The 21227-nt window shown below is 50.3% G+C and carries 13 protein-coding genes; 5 read left to right on the top strand and 8 right to left on the bottom strand.

Annotated features, from left to right (window positions below; translation table 11 throughout):
• The first annotated feature begins 49 nt into the window (after positions 1 to 49).
• The 3 genes from dgt to B2Q61_RS11820 all read left to right on the top strand — a co-directional run bounded on the left by dgt (position 50) and on the right by B2Q61_RS11820 (position 3221).
• The gene (gene dgt, locus B2Q61_RS11830; RefSeq protein ID WP_290620737.1) at positions 50 to 1507 is read left to right on the top strand and encodes a dGTPase; all 1458 of its coding nucleotides are present in this window, start codon (positions 50 to 52) and stop codon (positions 1505 to 1507) included.
• 144 nt (positions 1508 to 1651) lie between these two features.
• Positions 1652 to 2203, top strand: coding sequence for a DUF3617 domain-containing protein (locus tag B2Q61_RS11825; protein WP_290620739.1), 552 nt, complete (start codon positions 1652 to 1654; stop codon positions 2201 to 2203).
• A gap of 25 nt (positions 2204 to 2228) precedes the next feature.
• Entirely contained in the window at positions 2229 to 3221 is a 993-nt protein-coding gene (locus B2Q61_RS11820; RefSeq protein WP_290620741.1) for an aldo/keto reductase, read from the top strand.
• A gap of 1 nt (position 3222) precedes the next feature.
• On the opposite strand, the gene B2Q61_RS11815 is transcribed toward B2Q61_RS11820, so the two are convergent.
• From B2Q61_RS11815 to B2Q61_RS11800, 4 genes are all read right to left on the bottom strand, one after another.
• Entirely contained in the window at positions 3223 to 4872 is a 1650-nt protein-coding gene (locus tag B2Q61_RS11815; RefSeq protein ID WP_290620743.1) for a methyl-accepting chemotaxis protein, read from the bottom strand.
• 144 nt (positions 4873 to 5016) lie between these two features.
• Complete coding sequence (locus B2Q61_RS11810; protein WP_290620745.1) at positions 5017 to 6024, bottom strand: LacI family DNA-binding transcriptional regulator; 1008 nt, start codon at positions 6022 to 6024, stop codon at positions 5017 to 5019.
• Between the two features lie 21 nt (positions 6025 to 6045).
• Positions 6046 to 7407: a glycoside-pentoside-hexuronide (GPH):cation symporter gene (locus B2Q61_RS11805; protein ID WP_290620747.1), complete on the bottom strand. Its 1362-nt coding sequence runs from the start codon at positions 7405 to 7407 to the stop codon at positions 6046 to 6048.
• Between the two features lie 36 nt (positions 7408 to 7443).
• Entirely contained in the window at positions 7444 to 8802 is a 1359-nt protein-coding gene (locus tag B2Q61_RS11800) for a GH1 family beta-glucosidase (protein WP_290620749.1), read from the bottom strand.
• Positions 8803 to 8959: 157 nt separating this feature from the next.
• On the opposite strand from B2Q61_RS11800, the gene B2Q61_RS11795 reads away from it, so the two are divergent.
• Both B2Q61_RS11795 and B2Q61_RS11790 read left to right on the top strand, forming a co-directional pair.
• Entirely contained in the window at positions 8960 to 10252 is a 1293-nt protein-coding gene (locus B2Q61_RS11795; protein ID WP_290620751.1) for a sugar MFS transporter, read from the top strand.
• Positions 10252 to 12822: a glycoside hydrolase family 3 N-terminal domain-containing protein gene (locus B2Q61_RS11790; protein ID WP_290620753.1), complete on the top strand. Its 2571-nt coding sequence runs from the start codon at positions 10252 to 10254 to the stop codon at positions 12820 to 12822. Before B2Q61_RS11795 ends, B2Q61_RS11790 begins: the two co-directional genes overlap by 1 nt.
• 389 nt (positions 12823 to 13211) lie before the next feature.
• Here the strand turns inward: B2Q61_RS11790 and B2Q61_RS11785 are convergent, their stop codons facing one another.
• The 4 genes from B2Q61_RS11785 to B2Q61_RS11770 form a co-directional block, all read right to left on the bottom strand.
• A complete protein-coding gene (locus tag B2Q61_RS11785; RefSeq protein ID WP_290620755.1) occupies positions 13212 to 16217 on the bottom strand; it encodes a TonB-dependent receptor in 3006 nt (1001 codons plus the stop codon).
• A gap of 25 nt (positions 16218 to 16242) precedes the next feature.
• Positions 16243 to 18894 (bottom strand): glycoside hydrolase family 16 protein, encoded by a 2652-nt coding sequence (locus B2Q61_RS11780; RefSeq protein ID WP_290620757.1) that lies wholly within the window; start codon positions 18892 to 18894, stop codon positions 16243 to 16245.
• A gap of 629 nt (positions 18895 to 19523) precedes the next feature.
• Complete coding sequence (locus B2Q61_RS11775) at positions 19524 to 20081, bottom strand: DNA-binding protein (protein WP_290620759.1); 558 nt, start codon at positions 20079 to 20081, stop codon at positions 19524 to 19526.
• Positions 20081 to 21226, bottom strand: coding sequence for a helix-turn-helix domain-containing protein (locus tag B2Q61_RS11770; RefSeq protein ID WP_290620761.1), 1146 nt, complete (start codon positions 21224 to 21226; stop codon positions 20081 to 20083). Before B2Q61_RS11770 ends, B2Q61_RS11775 begins: the two co-directional genes overlap by 1 nt.
• Position 21227: the final 1 nt, after the last annotated feature.

Genomic DNA, 21227 nt, shown 5'->3' with positions numbered 1-21227 from the left:
GGGCTTAGGTTTGGGTCACACTGAGCCCACTTAAGCACCGCTGGAAACCATGATGGATTTTCACAATAAAATCAAAGCCGACCGCGCACTGCAAAGCAGTAGTAGTGATTTACAAAGCGCTTTAGAAAGTGACCGCGGCCGGATTATTAATTCTGCCGCTGTGCGCCGGTTGCAGCAAAAAACCCAGGTGTTCCCGCTGGAGCGCAATGCCGCCGTCCGCAGCCGGTTAACCCATTCGCTGGAAGTGCAGCAAACCGGTCGTTTTATTGTGCAAACGGTATTTCGCCTGCTCTCTGAGCAACAGCAGGCTGAATATGGCCTGACCGCACTGGAGCGGCCAATAGAATCACTGGTTGAAATGGCCTGTCTGCTGCACGATGTTGGCAACCCACCCTTTGGCCACAGCGGCGAAAGCGCAATAAACAGCTGGTTCAGCCAGGCATTGCCTGAGTTAAGCCGCTGCCATCAGCTGGCAGATAACACGCTATGGCAGACACTATGCACCGAGCTGGCCCAGTTTGAAGGCAATGCCCAGGCCATCCGGCTGGTGCAAAGCCTGCAGCGGATGAACCTGACCTATGCGCAAACCGCCTGTATTCTGAAATATACCCGTTGCGCCACCAACCCCAAACCAGATAAACAGCAACCGCTGAGCTATTTACAGAAAAAACCGGGCTATTTTTTCAGCGAGCAGCCGTTTGTTGAGCAACTGTGGCGTGAGCTGGAAACGCCCCCTGGTTGTCGCCACCCACTGACCTACATTATGGAAGCCGCTGATGATATCTCTTACTGTCTGGCCGATATTGAAGATGCAGTAGAGAAAGGCTTATTCAGCCTGAAAGAACTGGCGCATCAACTGAATACTGCGTTTGCAGCACTGGAACCGCAAGCACGCTTAATTACCACTCAGCGTGGCGGCAGCGCCAGTTTTTCCGCACTGATCAAAGCGGCGTTAGATAGTGCCGATGCTGAACCTGTCAACTGCACTTCTGCATTTTTTATCAGGCTGCGGGTGATGATGATCCACCCTTTGGTACGTCATGCTGCACGTCAGTTCGTCAGCAATATCGGCGCAGTATATGACGGTAGTTTGAACCGGGCGCTGTTGGAAGATAACAGCCAGTACCATGCCATTACCAGTACCTTCAAACAGGTGGCGAGGCAGTTTGTATTTAAACAGCCCGAGGTAGAAACCCTCGAGCTGCAGGGCTTTCGAATTATTGCCGGGTTGCTGGATAGTTATCAGCCGCTGCTGTTATTAACGCGTCAGGACTTTACTGCGGTGCTGCAAAACCGCGGCTATCATTTCGTGCAGCAACAACGGCTGGCCCATCGCTTGCCGAATAAACATGTTGCCGCTTATCAGCTGGCCACTGCGAATATTAGCCCGGACGACAATGCTCTCGAACTGTATTACCGCTGCCGGCTATTGCAGGATTTTATCAGCGGCATGACCGATCATTTTGCCTTTGATGAATACCAAACCCTGGTGCAATGCGCTAACTAGCCGGCTGTTGTGCCGGCAGTAACTAAGAGCATTGCGCTTTTACGGCACTAAGGTCTTCAGCCCTTTACTTTGCGATTTTTGTGGATAGCTTCTATGCTTGCAGTTTGTTTTAGTCGTCTTGTTTAACTGTCATGGAGGATTATCATGCAAGATTGTAAAAAACTACGCCAACGCTTTTTAACCACCATTTTCTGGGCTGCTGTTACAGGGGTTAGTTTGCCCGGCAATGCCGAAACCCTAACGCTGGATGTCGAACCCGGCTTATGGCAACATAGCTTCAGTATTAAAACGGCCAGCGGTGAGCTGGAACGCGCCATGCAGCAACTGGAGCAGCAACTGGCCAGTATGCCGGCGGCCCAACGGCAGATGATGGAAAAAATGATGGCCAGCCAGGGTATGTCGTTCGACTTAAAAGGCAGCTCGGTGCAGGTATGTCTTACCCAGCAGCAGATTGATCGTGGCCAGTTGCCGCAACAAGATGGCTGTCAGCAAAAAATCAATCAGACCGGCAACAACAGCTATCAGTTTTCTTTCAGCTGCGATACCAAGCCACCAACCAGTGGTGAAGGTGAAATGACCTTTAGCAGCCGCAAAGCCTATAGTGGCAATGCCAGTTTTACCACTAAAGTAAATGGCAAAACCGAACAAATGACCATGCAGCAAAGTGGCAAGTGGCTCCAAGCCGATTGCGGCTGATTTCTTTAATATTTTAGGACCCGCTATGCCCGAAACTGTTACGATCCAGAAAAGTTATCCGCTGGCAAACCAGCTGCGCCAGCACAGCCCGTTAGTATTTGGTTGTATGAATTTAGGCGGCGGTTGGAACAGCAACCCGCTGACAGCTGCCGATATTGCCCAAACTCATAAAGTAATAGACGCTGCTCTGGATGCGGGTATCCGGATATTTGATCATGCTGATATTTATACCTTTGGCAAGGCAGAGCAGGCTTTTGGAAAAGTATTAGCAGAACGGCCGGAATTGCGTCAGCAAATGGCGCTGCAATCTAAGTGCGGCATCCGTTTTGCTGATGACTCGAGCCCGCAGCGGTATGACTTTTCTGAGCAGTGGATAACCGAGTCAGTTAATAATATTTTACGCCGGCTGCAAACCGAGCAACTGGATATCTTATTGTTGCATCGTCCGGATCCGCTGATGGAGCCAGCAGAGGTTGCAGCAGCTTTTGCAAAGCTAACGGCCAGCGGTAAAGTAAAACATTTTGGCGTCTCTAACATGCAGCAACATCAGATAGCGCTGCTGCAGGATACGATACTGGAGCCATTCGTTGTTAATCAACTGGAATTAAGCCTCAGCCATCTTGCCTGGTTAGATGAGGGTACAACAGCGGGTTGCAGCGGTCAGCCACCGGTTAACTTCAGTGCCGGCACGATTGAATACTGCCGGCGCAATAACATTCAGCTGCAAGCCTGGGGCAGTTTAAGCCAGGGTTTGTTCAGTGGTAAAGATGTCAGCCAACAACCCGCCCATGTGCAGGCAACGGCAAAGCTGGTACAGCAGTTAGCTGCTGAATATCAGGTAACCAACGAAGCAATAGTGCTGGGCTGGCTGATGCGCCACCCGGCAAATATTCAACCGGTAATCGGCAGCACCAGTATTGAGCGGATTAAAGCCTGTGCAGAGGCTCCGACGGTGCAGTTAAGCCGCGAACACTGGTATGCACTGTACCTCAGTGCCCGCGGCGAGGCGCTGCCCTAATTTAATCCGTTTTAAAGCGGCTTACCTGGCCGCTTAAACCAGTGGCTACCTGCTGCAATGCCGCGACAGCACCACGATTCTGCTTCATCGCAATTGTAGTTTCGCGCGACATCGTGGCAATCTGTTCAATATGCCGGGCCAGTTCAGATACCGCTGCAGATTGTTCATTGGTCGAGCGCGATACATCCCGAACATTGTGCAGTGAGTCTTCCGCCTGTAAGCGAATTTGCTCCAGCATGGTAGCCGCCTGATTAGCCAGCGCCAGACCCTGCGCCACACGCGGTGCTGACGTTTCCATCCCTTGTACCGCCTGCTGGGTTTCATCCTGCACCAACTTAATCATTCCGGCAATTTCAGTCGTCGCCTTGCTGGTGCGCTCTGCTAACTGCCGCACCTCATCTGCGACCACGGCAAACCCGCGGCCTGACTCACCAGCGCGAGCTGCTTCTATGGCGGCATTTAATGCCAACAGATTTGTTTGTTCAGCTATGCTGCGGATCACACCGGCAATACCCGCAATATCTTTAGAGCGCTGCTGCAGACTACCAATCTGGCTGGCCGATTGCTGCACCGTGTCAGCGACGACTCCTATCTCGGTAGCGGCTTCTTTCACCAGCTTCGCTCCCTGCGCCGACAGTTCTGCGGTTTTCTCTGAATTCTGCTCGGTCAACTGCACAGTGTTGGCCACTTGTTGCAGGCTAACGGTCATCTCTTCAATACTGGCTGCAGAGGCAGTCGATGATGTCGCTTGCAACTCAGAGGCTTGCAGCGCTTCTTTTGAAGCAAGATCCAGTTCTGTTGCCTGTGCTGAGACTGTATTGGCGGCACTAATCACCTCTTTTAACGTTTGCCGCAGTTGCTTTTGCATACCCGCCACCGCTGCCAGCATACTGTCTGGCTGACTGTCTTTAATCGAGGTCGTCAAATCACCACCGGCAATCTGGCTGACTATTTCTGCTGCCAGCCCGGGCTCACCACCCAGTGAGTTACGTAAATAGCGGCTGATATACCAAGCTGTGATACTACCAATAACAATAGCCAGCAAGGTCAGCAATATCATCGACAAGGTAAAGGTTGCTGCCACATCGCGGGCATAAGTGGTAGCCTGCTGGTTTTTCTGCTCCTGATAATCAATAAAGGCGTTGATACTGGCCAACCAGTCAACAAAGGCCGGGCTCATCTGCTGCAACAGCAGCTGCTGGGCTGCTGCCTGCTGGCCTTGCTGGCGTAACCGGATCACGTCTGCAGCTAACGGCTGGGCCCGTTGCTCTACCTGATGTATTGTCTCCAGTAAGCGTCGCTCATTTGCACTGATATCAGCAGTTGTCTGGAAGAGTTGGTCCATGGGCTGGCGGGATGTGAGATAAAACGCTTCAAGCTGCTCGATATTGGTTAAAACAGGCGCAAGATCTGCGATGTTTGGCACTAAAGTAACATCGCGCAGAGCAATAGCTCTGTCATGCACGCTGCCTCGAAAATTTATGGCGTAGCGTTGCTTTACAGAATTTACCTCAGTAATTTCAGTCAGGGTCTTATTTATCTGGCTTACCCGTTGCACACCAAAAAAAGTCAGCGCCACCATTAGCAGCAGAACCACGCCAAACCCCAGAGCCAGCCTCATTGCGACGGTCATCGACTGTGTATTCTGCATAACTATTCCTCTACTGCAAACGGGCAACATGCTCATTAAAGCATGTACTATACGCTGTTGCTTTAATCAAAACTAATGAAATTAACCCGAAAAAAACATCGAAAAAATAGATTAATTCTTATCAGCTTCAGGCTGTATCAAGTATCAGGTCACGGTTGCTGCTGCCACAGAATCGCGCGGGATAAGATGAGGGTTAAAAATCTGTTGTACGTCAATACTGCTTTGCTGGTAAACCTGTTTCAGTACCCAGCGTGCCGCCATCTGGCCCATGGCGCTGACCGGGTAATTGATGGTGGATAATTTCGGATAGGTATAATAGGCAAAATTAACGTTATCAAAACCCATTACCGAGAAGTCCGCCGGCACTTCATAACCCAGCTCGCGCGCTGCGGTAAGGGCGCCGGATGCCATTTCGTCATTAGCACACACTATTGCACTGAACGGTCGGCTGCTGGCCAGCAACGCATCTAAACCCTTGCTGCCCCCGGTTTCCCGGAAATCGCCTTCAAAAAACAGGGCATCGTCAGCCGATAGCTGATATTCAGTCAGCGCACGCTGATGGCCGTGAAAACGATCGCGGGCGTCTGCTTTCCACATCGGGCCAGCAATATAGGCAATATTCCGGTGTCCCTGTTCAAGTAAATGACGCGTTGCCAGATAGCCCCCCAGCTCATTATCCAGACTAATGCAGCGATCAGCCAGCGCCGGTACCTGCCGGTTTAACAGCACGAAAGGGGTTTCTTTTTTACTTAAATCGACTAAAAACTGATCGCTGACTGCCTCAACATGCAAAATAAGCGCATCACAATTGCGGCTGCGTAAAAAATCGATACCATCTTCTTCTGTGGCCCGCTCACTGTGACCGGCAGCAATAATGACGTGTTTGCCGGCGGCCCGGAACTCCGCTTCAATACCTGTCAGCATTTCGCCATAAAAAGGACCGTGTAATTCAGAAACCAGAATACCGATGCTGTTAGACCGGCTGGAAGCCAGCGACTGGGCAATAGAATTTGGCCGGTAACCCAGCTGTTCCATGGCCTGCAACACCTTATTGCGGGTGGCTTCACTGACCCGGACATTGTTGTTCATCACCCGGGATACAGTTGCCAGTGAGACCCCTGCTAATTCAGAGACCTGGTAAATAGTCGCCATTTTTTGCCTGTACTCATTAGATTAGGCGTCTACTCTAGCATGCTCTGGCGCAGTATCACCAGATTGCCGCGCCAGTTGCCGGTGAATATCCAGCACCCGCTCGCTACTGAGCCGATACCGGGTCATAACAAGTGCCACCACTATCGAACCGATAGCAGGTAACAGGGTAAAACTAAGCAGAATACCTTGCTGCGTCTCCGTGTTTTGAACTGTGTCAGGTTGATAACCAAAACCGGCCAGCAGCCAACCCGCTAAAGCACCACCTAATGCCAGCCCCAGCTTGATAAAAAAGACGATTGATGAATACACCAGGCCGGTGATCCGGATACCGGTTTTATAATGGCCATAGTCTACGGTATCGGCCATTTTGGCCCATAACAGTGGTGTGGCCATCTGTAAAAAGAAGCCCCATAAAAAATACAAAATAAAGGCCAGCAATAATTGTTGCGGGCCAATAAAAAAGCTGACAACACAGATAGCTGCCGAGATAAGCTGTAAACCAATATACGCTTTCACCTTATCAATAAACCGACTTAGCCACTGCGCCACGGCGCAGCCGGCAATATTGCCAAGCATACCCAGGGTAATAAAAGCAGTGATTAAATCTTCCCGCCCGAGAAAGTACTTAACATAGTAAATGGCCAGGGTAGTACGCAGCACCATGCCGGTTAGCAGAAAAAACGCTGCCACAGATAAAATCCGCCACTGATCATTCTGCCACAACGAACTAAAGCTGTTGCTAAGGGTAAGTTGCTGATTAACCGGGGCATGCACCCGCTCGCGGGTACCGTAAAAACACAGCAAAAATAGGATTAAACCCAACACACTCATGGCGGCGATGGTTAGCTGATAACCCCTGGCATTATCGCCATTACCAAAGTAATTCACCAACGGCAGGGTGCAGGCCGTTACCAGCAGGCCGCCCAGCATGCCGAACACAAAGCGGTATGATTGTACCGATACCCGTTCTGTAGGATCAGCAGTTAATACGCCTCCCAGTGCCGAGTAAGGAATATTAATGGCGGTATACGCCAGCATCAGCAAGGTATACGTCGCAAAGGCATAAATCACTTTGCCATTGGCGGATATGTCGGGCGTGGTAAAGGCCAGCACACTGCACAGCGCAAACGGCAGTGCCAGCCACAATAAGTAGGGGCGGTATTTGCCATGCCGGCTGTTTGTTTTATCGGCCAGCGCGCCCATTAGCGGATCGGTTACGGCATCAATAATACGTACCAACAAAAACATACTGCCGACCACTGCCGGCGAAATGCCAAAAATGTCGGTGTAGAAAAAGGTTAAGAACAGCATGACCGTCTGAAACACGATATTACTGGCCGTATCGCCCAGGCCGTAGGCCACTTTTTCCTTTTTTGTCAGCATGCTAACCCCATGATGGCGTATTAATTCTACTTATTGTTATTTGTTAGCAATTTGTCTTTCTGTAGCTACCCGATTGGCAAAACAGTCGCGTAAGGCAACAGCACTGGCTTTTAAGGTGCGTTGCTGGGTCTTATAATCAACATAGACTATACCAAACCTTTTAGCGTAGCCTTCTGCCCATTCGAAATTATCCATTAGGCTCCAGGCGAAATAGCCGTCGATACGCATGCCTGTCGATATTGCATCATCCACCGCTTGCAGATGTTGCTGAAAATAGGTAATCCGTGTTGTGTCCTGGATCTGGCCATGCTGCAGGCTGTCCGGCATCGCCGCGCCATTTTCGGTAATATAAACAGGCGGTAACTGATAGCGCTGGTTTATATCCAGCAAAATCTCAGTCAGCCCGGCCGGGTAAATTTCCCAGCCCATATCGGTTAATGGTGGGCGAGTTGGCGGTACGTCGCTAAACCAGCCTTTGCCGTTGTCCCGGTATACTGTGCGGGTATAGTAATTAACCCCGAGAAAATCCAGCGGCTGGGCAATAATAGTCATATCGCCGGCGGCAATGTCCGGTTGCTCGCTAAGCGCTAACTGCTGCAATAGCTCTGGATAACGACCTTCCATTAACGGCTGAATATACCATTGATTATGATACTGATCGGCCATCCGGGCCGCCCGCCTATCAGCATCGCTGTTGCTGGCCGGATGACAGGGGCTGAAATTGAGCACAATGCCGTTCAGCGCCTGAGGAGCATTCTGTTGTAAAACCTTCATAGCCAGACCATGCGCCAGCAATAAATGATGGGCGACCTGGCGGCCCTGCTTCCGGTTTTGCACACCCGGCGCATGGATACCGGCTTCATAGCTTAAGTAAGCACTGCAAAAGGGCTCGTTTAATGTGGCATAAGAATATACCCGATCACCAAAAGCCTGGCTTACCTTGTCTGCATAGTCTGCAAATTTATACGCCGTTTCCCGGTTTAACCAGCCACCGTTATCCTGCAAATACTGCGGTAAATCCCAGTGATACAGGGTAACAAAAGCCTTAATATTGCGTGCCCGCAGTGCGTCCAGTAATTGCCGGTAAAAATCCAGCCCTGCCGTGTTAACACTACCGTCGATATTAATCACCCGGCCCCAGGCAATTGAAAAACGATAGGCATCAACGCCAAGTGAGGCAATAAGCTCAACATCTTCGCGCCAGTGACTAATATGATCACAAGCTACCAGACCATCGGAGCCGTCTTTAATCCGGCCTGGTTCGGCACAAAAGGTATCCCAGATACAGGGTAACCGGCTGTCCGCAGCCCCTTCAATCTGAAACGAGGCTGTCGCCACACCAAAAGTAAAATCGGGTTTAAGTAAGGCTGAATTGGCAGCTAAGGAGATTTTCATCAATTTGGCTATCTTCCGAACGTAAAGTTACTGGCAGCTGGACGACAAAAAATTTGCCAACAGCGTGATATATGCTATAAATGAAAGCGCTTACATAATACTAGACGGCTCTCAGCAGCACGTCAATAAAAAACACTATTCACCCGAGGGGGACAAGATGGCAACTTCACCATTACCAAGCACGGCAGGCCTCAGTGCCAGCGGCGGCAATGAAAATTACCGCTTCGCACTGACTGCCCTGACCTCACTGTTTTTTATGTGGGGCTTTATTACCTGTCTTAACGATATTTTGATCCCCTATTTAAAAATTTTGTTCGACCTGAATAACTTTAAGGCCATGCTAGTTCAGTTTTGCTTTTTTGGTGCCTATTTTATTGTCTCAGTACCGGCTGGCATGCTGGTCAGTAAAATTGGTTATAAAGCAGGTATTGTTACTGGTCTACTGATCGCCGGTGCTGGTTGTTTATTGTTTGTACCTGCCGCCGCCATGCATGTCTATGCCATGTTCCTGTTAGCACTGTTCGTATTAGCCTCAGGCATCACTATTTTGCAGGTGGCGGCTAACCCCTATGTCAGTGTGCTGGGCAAACCGGAAACGGCATCCAGCCGCTTAACCATGACCCAGGCCTTTAACTCTGCTGGTACAGCATTAGCGCCGATTTTTGGTGCCTGGCTTATTTTTGGTGGTATGGATGCGCCCGAGCCGGTACCCGGCGCCGTTACCGAATCGACTGTCCAGTTACCTTATTTAATTCTGGCCGCCAGCCTGATTGTGCTGGCGCTGATTTTTGCCTGGTTAAAACTGCCGGCAATGGGCAAGAAAGACCCCGCCGAAGCCTTGCCTCTGGGCGGCGAAGCCTGGCGGCAGCGGCATTTAATGCTGGGTGCCCTGGGTATTTTTGTTTATGTTGGTGCTGAAGTGGGTATCGGTAGCTTTTTAGCCATTTATCTGTCGATGCCGGAAATTGGTGATATGACTACCGCCGCCGCTTCACATTATATTTCCTGGTACTTTTTTGGTGCTATGGTGGGCCGCTTTATTGGGGCGGTGGTAATGCAAAAGGTCAACGCCGGTAAGGCACTGGCTTTTAATGCTATTTGTGCGGTAATACTGGTAGCAATTACTATTTTATCGTCCGGCAAGCTGGCGATGTGGTCACTGCTACTGGTCGGCCTATGTAACTCTATTATGTTCCCGACTATTTTCAGTTTAGCTATTGCCGGCTTAAAGCAATATACCAGTCAGGGTTCAGGTATTTTATGCCTGGCCATTGTTGGTGGTGCCATTTTACCCGTGCTGCAAGGCTTGCTAGCGGACAGGGTCGGTGTGCAGCTAGCCTTTGTTCTGCCGTTGCTGTGTTATATCTATATTGCTTTTTACGGCCTCAATGGTTGCAACCCCCGCGGCTCGATGACTGAAACCATTGCTGCGACGAAGGAGGCGTTATAATGCTCCACAGATCATCATTATTGTTAAAACCATTGCTGCTGGTCATGAGTGGCAGTCTAATCCTTGCGGCATGCAGCAAACCTGCGCCGGTATCGACAATTACTGAAGATACTGCGGCTACGACCACACAAATTACGATCTGGCCCAAGCTTGAATTGCCCGTGTCGCAAGATCCGGCCATTGAGCAAGCCATTACTGATTTAATGGCCGATATGAGCCTGTCGCAAAAAATCGCTCAGATGATCCAGCCGGAAATTCGCGACATTACCGTTGACGATATGCGCCGGTATGGTTTTGGCTCCTATTTAAATGGTGGCGGCGCTTTTCCAAATGACGACAAGTATGCCACCCCGGCCGACTGGATCGCCTTGGCTGACGCGATGTATCAGGCCTCGGTGGATGCCATTCAGGATGGCAGCAGTATTCCGACTATGTGGGGCACCGATGCGGTGCATGGCCATAACAATGTGATTGGCGCCACGATTTTTCCGCATAATATAGGTCTTGGCGCGGCCAATAACCCCGATTTGATTGAGCAGATAGCTAAAGTCACCGCCCGCGAAGTGATGGTAACCGGCATTGACTGGGTATTTGCGCCAACTGTCGCGGTAGTGCGGGACGATCGCTGGGGCCGCACCTATGAAGGCTATTCAGAACATCCGCAAATTGTGCACGATTATGCCGCGGCCATTGTTACCGGTTTACAGGGTGCTGCCGCTGGCGACTTTCTTGGTGCTGATAAGGTTATCAGTACCGTTAAGCACTTTGTGGGCGATGGCGGCACTACCGGCGGCATTGACCAGGGCAATACTGAAGTCACTGAACAACAGCTGTTTGATATTCATGCCCAGGGCTATGTCGGCGGCCTGCAGGCCGGCGCCCAGTCAGTAATGGCGTCATTTAACAGCTGGAATGGCAGCAAAATTCATGGCGATAAGTATTTACTGACTGACGTACTGAAAAACCAGATGGGCTTTGATGGCTTTATAGTAGGCGACTGGAATGGCCATGGCCAGATCCCGGGTTGCACAAATGAAAATTGTCCGCAAGCCGCGAATGCCGGGCTGGATATTTATATGGTGCCCACTGCCGCCTGGAAGCCGTTGTACCATAACCTGATTGCTCAGGTTGAAGCCGGTGACATCAGTATGCAACGGGTAGATGACGCAGTACGGCGGATTTTGCGGGTTAAAATGCGTGCCGGCTTGTTCGATAAAGCCAGCCCGGCTAAGCGGCCACTGGCCGGGAAAACCGAATTAATTGGTTCAGCTGAGCATCGGGCAGTGGCGCGTGAAGCGGTGCGCCAATCGTTGGTATTGCTGAAAAACCACAACCAGTTATTACCGGTAAATCCCACACAGCGGCTGCTGGTGACCGGGGGTGGTGCAGACAATATTGGCCAGCAAGCCGGTGGCTGGACCATCAGCTGGCAGGGTACCGGTAACACCAATGCTGATTTTCCGGGTGGCAGTTCCATTTATGCCGGTATTGCCCGCCAGGTTACCGCAGCTGGCGGCAGCGTTGAGCTTTCAGCCGATGGCAGTTATCAGCAAAAACCTGATGTGGCTATTGTGGTGTTTGGTGAGGAGCCTTACGCTGAGGGCAATGGCGATATCGATAACCTGGAATATCAACGCGGTAATAAAACAGACTTAGCCCTGCTTAACAAGTTAAAGGCAGAGGGTATATCGGTAGTATCGCTGTTTATCAGTGGCCGGCCGCTGTGGGTAAACCCTGAGCTTAATGCCTCTGATGCCTTTGTCGCCGTCTGGCTGCCGGGCAGTGAAGGCGAAGGGGTGGCAGACGTGATTCTGGCCAATGCCGATGGCACTGTGCAGTATGATTTTCATGGTAAGTTGTCTTTTTCCTGGCCTGCCAGTCCGCAGCAAACGGCTGTTAACTATGGCGATGCCGATTACCAGCCGTTGCTGCCTTATGGCTTTGGCCTGCGTTATGGCGATAAAGACGTACTGACCGGCGAACTGTCTGAGCAGGTAGAGCAAAGTAACCAGTTAACTGAACTGGCTATTTTTGAACGCTCCCCCCGCTCGCCCTGGCAGTTACAACTGCAAAGTGGTAACGCTAATGCCAGCGAAAGCACCATGGTCAGCAGCAGTATTCAGCAGTTGGGGGCGATCAACAGCCGCACCTTTGATAAAGAGGTGCAGGAAGATGCCCGCCGTTTTGAGTTTGATGGCAGTGCCAGCGCCGCGTTCAGCTTTATCAGTCCGTTTCCGCGCGATTTAAGAGCCTACGCCGAAGCTGACAGCCAGTTAACGTTACTGGTAAAGCGCCAGGGTGAAGTACCTGCAACGGTTATGCTGGGCATGGCCTGTGGCGAGGATTGCGGCGGTAGGGTTAATATCAGCGAAGCACTGGCTGCCATGCCGGACGACCAATGGCAACCATTGGCAGTAAATTTAAGCTGCTTACAGCAGCAGGGGCTGAAGCTGGGCCAGGTGTTTCAGGTGTTATCAGTGCAAAGCAGCGGTAAGTTAACCCTGAGCCTGGCTGATGCCAGAATCAGCCCGCTAGCTGATAAGCAGCATACTGTGGTGGCATGTCAGTAAATTAGTTAACCAGGCCAGCACTTAGCCAAAGGGCGCCAGCAGGCGCCCTTTTTTATACCTTCACAACTGTCGGCCTTCAGAAAACCGAGACTAACACCAACTCTGAGAGGCAGAGTGGCTGGTGTGCTGTCAAAGCAACAGCGGGTGTAGCCACTAACTTTTCAGCAGAGGCTGGGTGGCTGGAGATACTTACTTCACCGCCTTCAAGGATCACATCCCTGTGCCCTTTCAGGCTGCGCGGCATCCATGCCGCTGTTACGTAAGCACACCAGCCCCACAGCGGTGCAAGATCGATCTAAATATCAAGTCAGTTGAGAAATTCAGCATAAAAAAAGTGCCCGCAAGCGGGCACTAATCCGGAGTTACAACAGGAGGGTATTACAGTATGATCAATTGCCCATGGTGTATCTGACACCAATAGCATACCTTGGGCCATATTGCGCAGCACTTAAGAACTGCCTTTCGAACCGGCCAAAACTGCGCTCAGTTTCATTGGTCAGGTTAATGCCTTCGAAGAATACGGTCAGGTTATCATTAATGTCGTAGTTAACGCTTAAATCCCACTGTAAGTATTCTTCAACATAATTAGGCGGCGCATCGGTGGTGTCCGGCTGGCCCTGACCTGCCAGATACTCGTCACGCCATGCGGCCGTTAACCGGACCGACAAGCCTTCTTTTTCGTAGAAAACCTGCCAGTTGGCCGAGTTACTCAGGCCGGGCAAAATCGCCTGGTTCGCCAGCACGAAATTATCGTACTCTACATCACCGTCCACCAGAGTGGCGTTTATTCCCGTGCCGAACCCACTGTCCCCAAACACGTGCTGTACCGCAAACTCCAAACCGTTTACCTTTCTGGCACCGACGTTTTCAGGGGAGTTAATTGTCCACGCAATCAAAGGATCGGTAGCTGGGTCTGGTAAGACACGGTTGTTTTCACCTATGCCTACACCGTTGGCAACAATCTCATTGTAAATAGCGCCGTCGGTGACCTGCTCGCCACGCGCCTCAATGGCCGCAACCGCATTATTCCAACGCTGGCCCAGATAAACGTCATGTAGGCCTTCGAAGGTTGTGGTGACTTGTGAGTTATCGATCCAATCGTCAACGTCTTTCCAGAACAGCCCTATGGCCGCATAGCTGGCATCGCCATAATAATATTCTAGCGACAGATCGAGGTTGGTTGACTGAAACGGCTTCAGATTAGGGTTGCCGCGGCTACCACTTCTGGAACCAATCTTCGGTGAAGGCGTCAGACTAAGGTTGCCCAGCATTTGCCCTAAGTAGGGCCGGGTAATGGTCTTACCGGCAGAGAAGCGTCCAACCCAGTCATCGGTAATATCCACTTTCAGGTCAAACATCGGCAACAGTAAGTCATAGTTGCCGGTGAAATCGACCTCTACCAGGTCGCCACCGCCGGCGAACTGAGTCAGCCACTCTGACCCACCGGCCCAATAGACAAACTCAGCCACACGGCTCTTCGCGGGGCTGAGGATGTCGGTTTCTTCGTAGCGCAAACCAAGGTTAACATCGATATAGTAACCTTCAACTTCAAATTCCCACTCTGTTGAAACATAAAGGCTGACCGTTTCTTCTTCGATGCTATTCACCGGAAACATCTCCGGACCGAAGGTGCCGATCTCGTATGCATCAGCGCCCAGCACATCCTCTGTCAGGAAGGCCAGTTGGCGGATGATGGCTTCATCGATATCATAGGTATATGCATAGCCAGGCGATACACCCTGTGGTCCGAAGGAAAATTCATCCAGGAAGTTACTCAGATCCACACGGGTAAACATGCTATCCGGGAAGATTTCGGCAAAGGTGCCATTATTGAAACCCGGCGCGTTGGCGTTGTTAGAGCCGCCAGACCCACTAAGAGATTGTTCAGTGTAAGCCGCACCGAATGATACCCCCCTCAGACCATAACCAACATCGGGCAGCCAATTGCCGTCAAACTGATACTGAGTGACTTCTGATTCACCCGGGGTGCGGGTGAAGATGCTGAAGTTTGATCCTATATCATTGGGGCTTAGTTCATTGGAGCCATTTTGCCACCTGATATTGTAGCCAGGAATATCACCCTCGCGGAAAAAATATTCCTTGGATGACAAGGCAGCCGACCCCAGAATAACCCGAGCCTGCGCCCCCAACCCTTTATCCTTACCATTGTCTGTGGTGGTTTTGGACGTATGTGCGTCAAAGCTGAAGCTTAATGAATCAGAAAACGCCCACGCCATATTAAGGCCAGTGGCTTTTGAGTCGACTTCGCTGGTTTCCCTGAACCCGGTAAAAGAGCCATCATCGCCGGATGAGTTATAATAAATGGCCGTACCATTTTCATCCAACTCATAGGCATTGGCGTTGCCGCCGAAAGAACCGTTCCACACCCCCCAGGATAGCGAGTTATTACCAGTCACCGCATTGGAGACGGTGTGATCAAGGGTAAAGATCAGATCATCCGTTGCCGCAAACTGAAAGGTTACCTGGCCATTGGTTCGCTCACGCTCAATATCATCGCGGGCGAAACTGATTTCCTGAGGAAAGAAAGCGGCCGCAATAGGTTGTAAAACACCATCGTCATCGGGTGCCCAGAAACGGGGAATCACTTCGCCGTTGCCATCCACCGGCCGGCCATCCACAATATCCGACTCATCCACCGACAAGGCAGGGTTTAACTGCCAGGAACGAACATTGGCCGACTGGCGCTGGAAGTCTCTGCGATGATAAGAGAAGTTAGCAGTGACGCCGAAACGGTCATCCATAAAGGTATTGCTGTAAATACCCGCCAGTTCAGGAGTCAGATCGTCACCGACCTTATTCGAGGAGTCATGCAGCCCCTTCGCCATAATAGAGTAGCGCTCACCCGGATTTTGGAAGGGTTTAGCGGTAACAATATTGACCGTTGCACCCAGGCCGCCTGTGGGTACATCTGCCCGCGCGGTTTTGTATACTTCTAACGCACTAACCCCCTCAGAAGATAAGTTTTCGAAGTTAAATGACCGTGAAAAACCTGTTCCCGCCATCTGACGGCCATTAAGGGTAACCAGGTTGAATTCAGGACCAAAGCCCCTTACGGTAATCTGACTGCCTTCACCGTTGGCCCGACTCACCGATACCCCGGTAATACGCTGCAACGATTCAGCCAGGTTAGTGTCCGGGAACTTACCCATTTCCTCTGCAGAAATGGCATCTACCACGCCCGAGGCGTCGCGTTTCACGTCCATCGAGCGCGCTAAACTGCCGCGAATACCCTTAACCTGAATAATTTCGACATCTACATCCTGTGCCTGCCCTTGTGCTGCGTCCTGCGCCTGCACCGGCATTAGCAGGCCGGCTGTCAGTACGACTGATACCGCAATGGCAACCTGGCTTTTATTAAATAATATTGGTTTCATAATGGTTTTACTCTCGTCGCACTGATTAGTTATTAGAAATTTCAACGTTATCAATCTGATATACTGCACCCGAACCAGTACCCCAGGCCGGGAACACCATAATCACGTTGATGTCGCTGATATCTAAGCCAGCGTCAAACAGGCTTTGCAGCGAAAAGCTATAGCGCTGCCACTCACCGGTAACCGGGGCCTGGTCATTGTTGCCAGCGGCTAATGGCAGCTCAACCTCACTGGCAGCATCAGTTGATTCAATTTTAAATATCCAGCTTGAGTCCGGATTAGCCGGAGCATCCACCACCCGCATATCAAAACTGACGCTGCCGCTGGCCAATAATGGCGTGGCGTCGTACGACACATTTTCGTTGGCTATGATACCCTGCACCGTTTCTGGCGAACCCAGCACTGAAAACTGCGCTACATTGCCATAAGGGGCACCGGCATCGACTACCTGCGGGGTGGAACCAGCACAGCAATCCCACAGGCTCCAGTCTGGATGAACTGCATCGCGGAACAGGGTTATCGGACCATTTGCGCTGGCATTAGGATTAAAGATCCGGACGTTGTCCAGCCGGTAAACCGCACCATTACCGGTATCCCAGGCTGGGAACACCAGCAGCACGTCAATAGCACTGATATCCAATCCGGCGTCAGACAAGCTTTGAAGGCTAAACGTATAAGTGGCCCACTCACCAGTAACCGGCTCAACGCCACCATTGCCAGCACTTAATGGCAATTCAACGAATGATTCACCACCGTCTGCTTCTATTTTAAACAGCCAGCTTGAATCAGGATTTGTAGGTGCATCAACCACTTTTACTTCAAATTGCACGACGCCTTCGCTTAATAACGCTGAAGCATCAAACGGTTCAGCAGCGGCCTCAAGCAAACGCGTATTAAAGCCCATTACTGTTGGTGTGGCGCCAATAGCAAACTCGGCAGTAAGACCATGCGCTTGATCATCCATTGCTTCAACCGGGGTAGTACCGCCACAACAATCCCACATTGGCCAGGCCGGGTTTTGCTCATCTGTAAAGATAGTTAACTCTGGTGAGGCAGCATCAGGCTGGGCGATTTTGACATTATCTACCCGGTACACAGCACCATTACCGGTATCCCAGGCCGGGAAAATCATCACCACATCAATGGCAGATAAATCCAGGCCAGCATCAGCCAGCATTTGCAATGGGAAAGTATAGGTTTGCCATTGGCCCGTTACAGGTGCCACACCTTCTGCACTTGTTGTAATAGGGATTTCAACTGCAGTACCACCTCCACTAACACCACCATTACTTTCAACTTTAAATATCCAGGTTGAGGCTGGGTTAGACGGCGCAGATACCACCTGCATATCGAAGCTGATGCTGCCGTTTTCAATTAATGGCGAGGCGTCAAACGGGCTGGGCACCCCTTCCCCCTCATCATCGATAAAGGCCGATCGGGTAATAAAGCCATTTACGGTTGGCTGGGCATTGACCACAAACTCATACACATTGCCACGGTCTGCTACTTCAATCAGCGCCGGGGTAGAACCACCACAGCAATCCCAGGCAGGCCAGTTCGGATTCGGTGTATCAGCAAAAATCGTCAGGTTTTGCGCGACACCGGTAGAAGGAGGTGTAGGAATTGGCGCTTCGCCCATTACCAGCGTGGCTTCATCTTTGTAGCCGGCACGTACCGTTTCACAGCCTTTGCCGCTGTCTAAATCCTGGCCACACTGGTATACCCGCACGTAATCTATTTCATAGGTCTGGCCATCAGCAAAGGCTTCGGCATCAATACCCAGGTTATTGACGTTTTCTGGCCAGTTGCCACCCACGGCCAGGTTCAGCAATAAGTGAAAACGCTGATCAAAGGGTGCGCTGCTCCATTGGGTTGTCAGCTCGCCGGTAACGATGTCAAAATTTTCTGAAAACCAGCCGCGATGACTCAGGCCAACGGCCTCGCCACGGCTGTTAAAGCGTACTTTTGACGCCATTTGCGTCTGATACAGATAACCGTCAACGTACCAGCGAATTTCACCTTCGTTCCATTCAATGGCATAGGTATGGAAATCATCAGCCGGGTTCATTCCCTCTGCCAGTTGATACGCTTTACCCGAGCTGGCATTATTCGGCCAGGCACGGCCGTAATGCAGAGTGCCATGAACGTTAGCTTCCGCCACGCCATCTTCACCGGCCACCTTCAGGTTAACCGCTTCAACAATGTCGATTTCGCCAGATTTCGGCCATTCGCCGTAAACGTTATCAGTAGGCAGCATCCAGAACGCCGGCCAGCTGCCCTGGCCTGACGGTAACTTAGCACGCATTTCAAAACGGCCGTATTTCCAGTCACCCTGGTACTTGGTATTTAACCGGGCCGACGTATAAGGCAACGGCGCCCCGTCTTCTGCCGGCAGGGCAACGATTTTCAGGGTGCCGTCTGACACAAACGAATTGTCCGGGCTGTCGGTATAGCATTGTTTTTCGTTATTACCGCCGCCGGCGCAATTTATTTCATGCGTCCATTTATCGTCATCAATGCGGGTGCCGTCAAATTCGTCACTCCATACCAGTTGCCAGTCACTAACCGGCTCGGTCGGGTTAACCGCCGTAAAATCGGTAGTGGTAGCAGTATCACCACCACAACCGGCCAGGCCTGCCGCCATTAATAAGGCGGTTAACGTTGAAATCTGTTTCATTTTAATAATCATCCCCTGGGTCTTTGCTACCTGCTGACTGAATACGCCAACACCAATAAAGGTATCTGCAATATAAAATGTAAGCGCTTACAAAAGGTAGATGATTAAATTTAAGCCGTCAATAGCACTGCGATAAAAAGCCGATCCAAAGCGGGGCAAATTATTGCAGCAACATGACTTTTTCATTAAATTTCAAAGATTAAGCATGCACCAATAAAAAAGGGCCCTAAGGCCCTTTGCTAAATTTTGGTGCAGCTTATTCGACAGTTACCGACTTCGCCAAATTGCGTGGCTGGACTTGCGTTAAGATGATGACAAGAGTAAGCAGGCAAGTCTTATGTACAATATCCTTACTTGTTAACTAAAATGGCTTTTCCGTACGTTTCAGCTTTTCAGATATAGAAAATAAAAAAAGTTATACATATTCGCCTCGACATGTATAACTTTAAGAGTTTTTTAAACATACCCCAAGCTTTTCTATGGCATTAGCGGCAATCACGATAGCCTAAATTATCTAATTCTGGCTGGGGAACTGGAAGGTAAAACGGCTTGTGAGATAGTGTTATCAAAAGAGCAAGGCAGATGACGCACAAAGGTTGCTATATCAATTTACAACGTGAAAGACCTCATTAGGCTTGCTGGTTACCAAACAAACGCTCGTAGTCGGCTTTAAAGTTGGCTGGCAGGTCAGCAATATATCGCCAGTAATCGCACAGGCCATTAATGGTTTTCATATCGGAATGGCCGCAATCCAACATGATCTTAAGCAGCTCAAGTGTAGACATAACATCGGCAGCAAAAACATTGGCCAGCGCCGTCATATCCTGATCATCAGTAATCACTGGCACGCCTAGCTCCAACGCATAGGCGATATACCAGACATCTACTCTGGATGGGCCTTGCAGTTCTGTTTGCACATAATCCCAAATGTAATCAAAGTTTTGCTGTATGGAAACCTTTTGCTTTCGGCCAATCTTGGGGAAGTGTTTTCGGTTTTCTGAAAATTCATCTTCCTCTACCCAAGGAAACTTGCTTTGCAGCTTGCGGTTTTCAAGCTCCTGATTTAACTCTGGCAGGATGTACAAACAAAATTCGTTGTCCCCAAAGGGCACAAACAATAAGGGGCGTATCGTTTTCGCTAACCTCAGGTAAGCGTTGGTATCAACCAGAATTTTAGATTGTGGCATCAGGTTAGCTCTGCGTGGATACTCCGTGCGTCAAGTAACGGCATATCCAATACAGTATGGACAAACCCCGGGCCTTTGTTGTGCTCTTTAAGATACTTCCTGAGCATAGTAAAAAAGGGAGTCTCAAAAGCAGCCTCGCTTTTAGCGATATATTCACGGGCACTGGGCTTACCTTGCGCATCCAGATCAGCATCACCAAAAAATGCTTCACTCAAATTTTTATATTTCTTATTAAAATTAGTGACCGCTCCGGGAAAAGCCTTTTCACTCAGCTTAACTACCGGTTTGTTGACTGCAACAGCATACTTGTTTACCTGCCCCAAGACAGTGTAAGGCGAAATGGTTAAATCATCCGCTAAGGCAAGAACATGATTTATTTTTGCTGCAGCGGAAGGCTGTGCCGTGATAGACATATACGCCTGTTCTGCCATTTCATGCGGATACAACAGAGCGGCAGCAAACGCATCAGCAAAATCTTCGGCGTCGTCACCTTCAAGGCTTGGTGACAGGCAGTGACCCAGCTCATGCGCCATCCAAAATTTAAAATCATGAATGTTGGTATCAAGGTTTAGATAAACCCAGGTAGTCTGCGAGTCTGGCAGGTAGATATGTACGGCATTTTCATGTCGCTGTTTATTACCCCACATTACCGGTACAACCACAGTTTGCAGCTCGGAAAACCGGCGTATCAGATGAGTAAAGTCCACACACTCTGCCAAGCCTAAGTTGATATCTTCTCTTACCTTGGCCGTTACTGTGCGCAAATAATCATAGTTGTTTTGCGGCGCCTTCAGTACTGGTGGCATTTCCAACGTATCAAACGGCACATAAGGCACCAGATGACGCAAAAAGCGGCCGATATCCTGAGCTTTCTCAATATGTTGTTCTTTGGTTTTAGTGCCCTTCATCTTTCTGAACGCCACTTTGGGCGCAAAAGGGTCTTGCTTGGTGACTAACTCGCTAAAAGACAAGTTTAACAACTTGCCAAACTGCAACAACTTGTCAGGGCGCGGGAAAGATTTCGCATTTAGCCACTGCGATACCGCCTCTTTAGACACGCCGAGCTGCTCCGCCACAGAAGTTTGTGACAGACCAGCAGTTTGCATCGCCTTAACGGCGTTATCAGTATTAAGTATTTTTTGCATC

It is taken from the genome of Arsukibacterium sp. UBA5043 (assembly GCA_002415085.1).
In the GTDB taxonomy this organism is placed as follows: domain Bacteria; phylum Pseudomonadota; class Gammaproteobacteria; order Enterobacterales; family Alteromonadaceae; genus Alishewanella.
The sequence above is the reverse complement of the archived record's forward strand: the minus strand, read 5'-3'. Positions and strand labels throughout refer to the sequence as shown.

Excerpts from the sequence above, each read along its gene's own strand:
- B2Q61_RS11795 (WP_290620751.1), top strand. The coding sequence starts at position 8,960 with ATGGCAACTTCACCATTACCAAGCACGGCAGGCCTCAGTGCCAGCGGC.
- B2Q61_RS11780 (WP_290620757.1), bottom strand. The coding sequence starts at position 18,894 with ATGAAACAGATTTCAACGTTAACCGCCTTATTAATGGCGGCAGGCCTG.
- B2Q61_RS11785 (WP_290620755.1), bottom strand. The coding sequence starts at position 16,217 with ATGAAACCAATATTATTTAATAAAAGCCAGGTTGCCATTGCGGTATCA.
- B2Q61_RS11805 (WP_290620747.1), bottom strand. The coding sequence starts at position 7,407 with ATGCTGACAAAAAAGGAAAAAGTGGCCTACGGCCTGGGCGATACGGCC.
- B2Q61_RS11820 (WP_290620741.1), top strand. The coding sequence starts at position 2,229 with ATGCCCGAAACTGTTACGATCCAGAAAAGTTATCCGCTGGCAAACCAG.
- B2Q61_RS11800 (WP_290620749.1), bottom strand. The coding sequence starts at position 8,802 with ATGAAAATCTCCTTAGCTGCCAATTCAGCCTTACTTAAACCCGATTTT.
- B2Q61_RS11775 (WP_290620759.1), bottom strand. The coding sequence starts at position 20,081 with ATGCCACAATCTAAAATTCTGGTTGATACCAACGCTTACCTGAGGTTA.
- dgt (WP_290620737.1), top strand. The coding sequence starts at position 50 with ATGATGGATTTTCACAATAAAATCAAAGCCGACCGCGCACTGCAAAGC.
- B2Q61_RS11790 (WP_290620753.1), top strand. The coding sequence starts at position 10,252 with ATGCTCCACAGATCATCATTATTGTTAAAACCATTGCTGCTGGTCATG.
- B2Q61_RS11815 (WP_290620743.1), bottom strand. The coding sequence starts at position 4,872 with ATGCAGAATACACAGTCGATGACCGTCGCAATGAGGCTGGCTCTGGGG.
- B2Q61_RS11810 (WP_290620745.1), bottom strand. The coding sequence starts at position 6,024 with ATGGCGACTATTTACCAGGTCTCTGAATTAGCAGGGGTCTCACTGGCA.
- B2Q61_RS11770 (WP_290620761.1), bottom strand. The coding sequence starts at position 21,226 with ATGCAAAAAATACTTAATACTGATAACGCCGTTAAGGCGATGCAAACT.
- B2Q61_RS11825 (WP_290620739.1), top strand. The coding sequence starts at position 1,652 with ATGCAAGATTGTAAAAAACTACGCCAACGCTTTTTAACCACCATTTTC.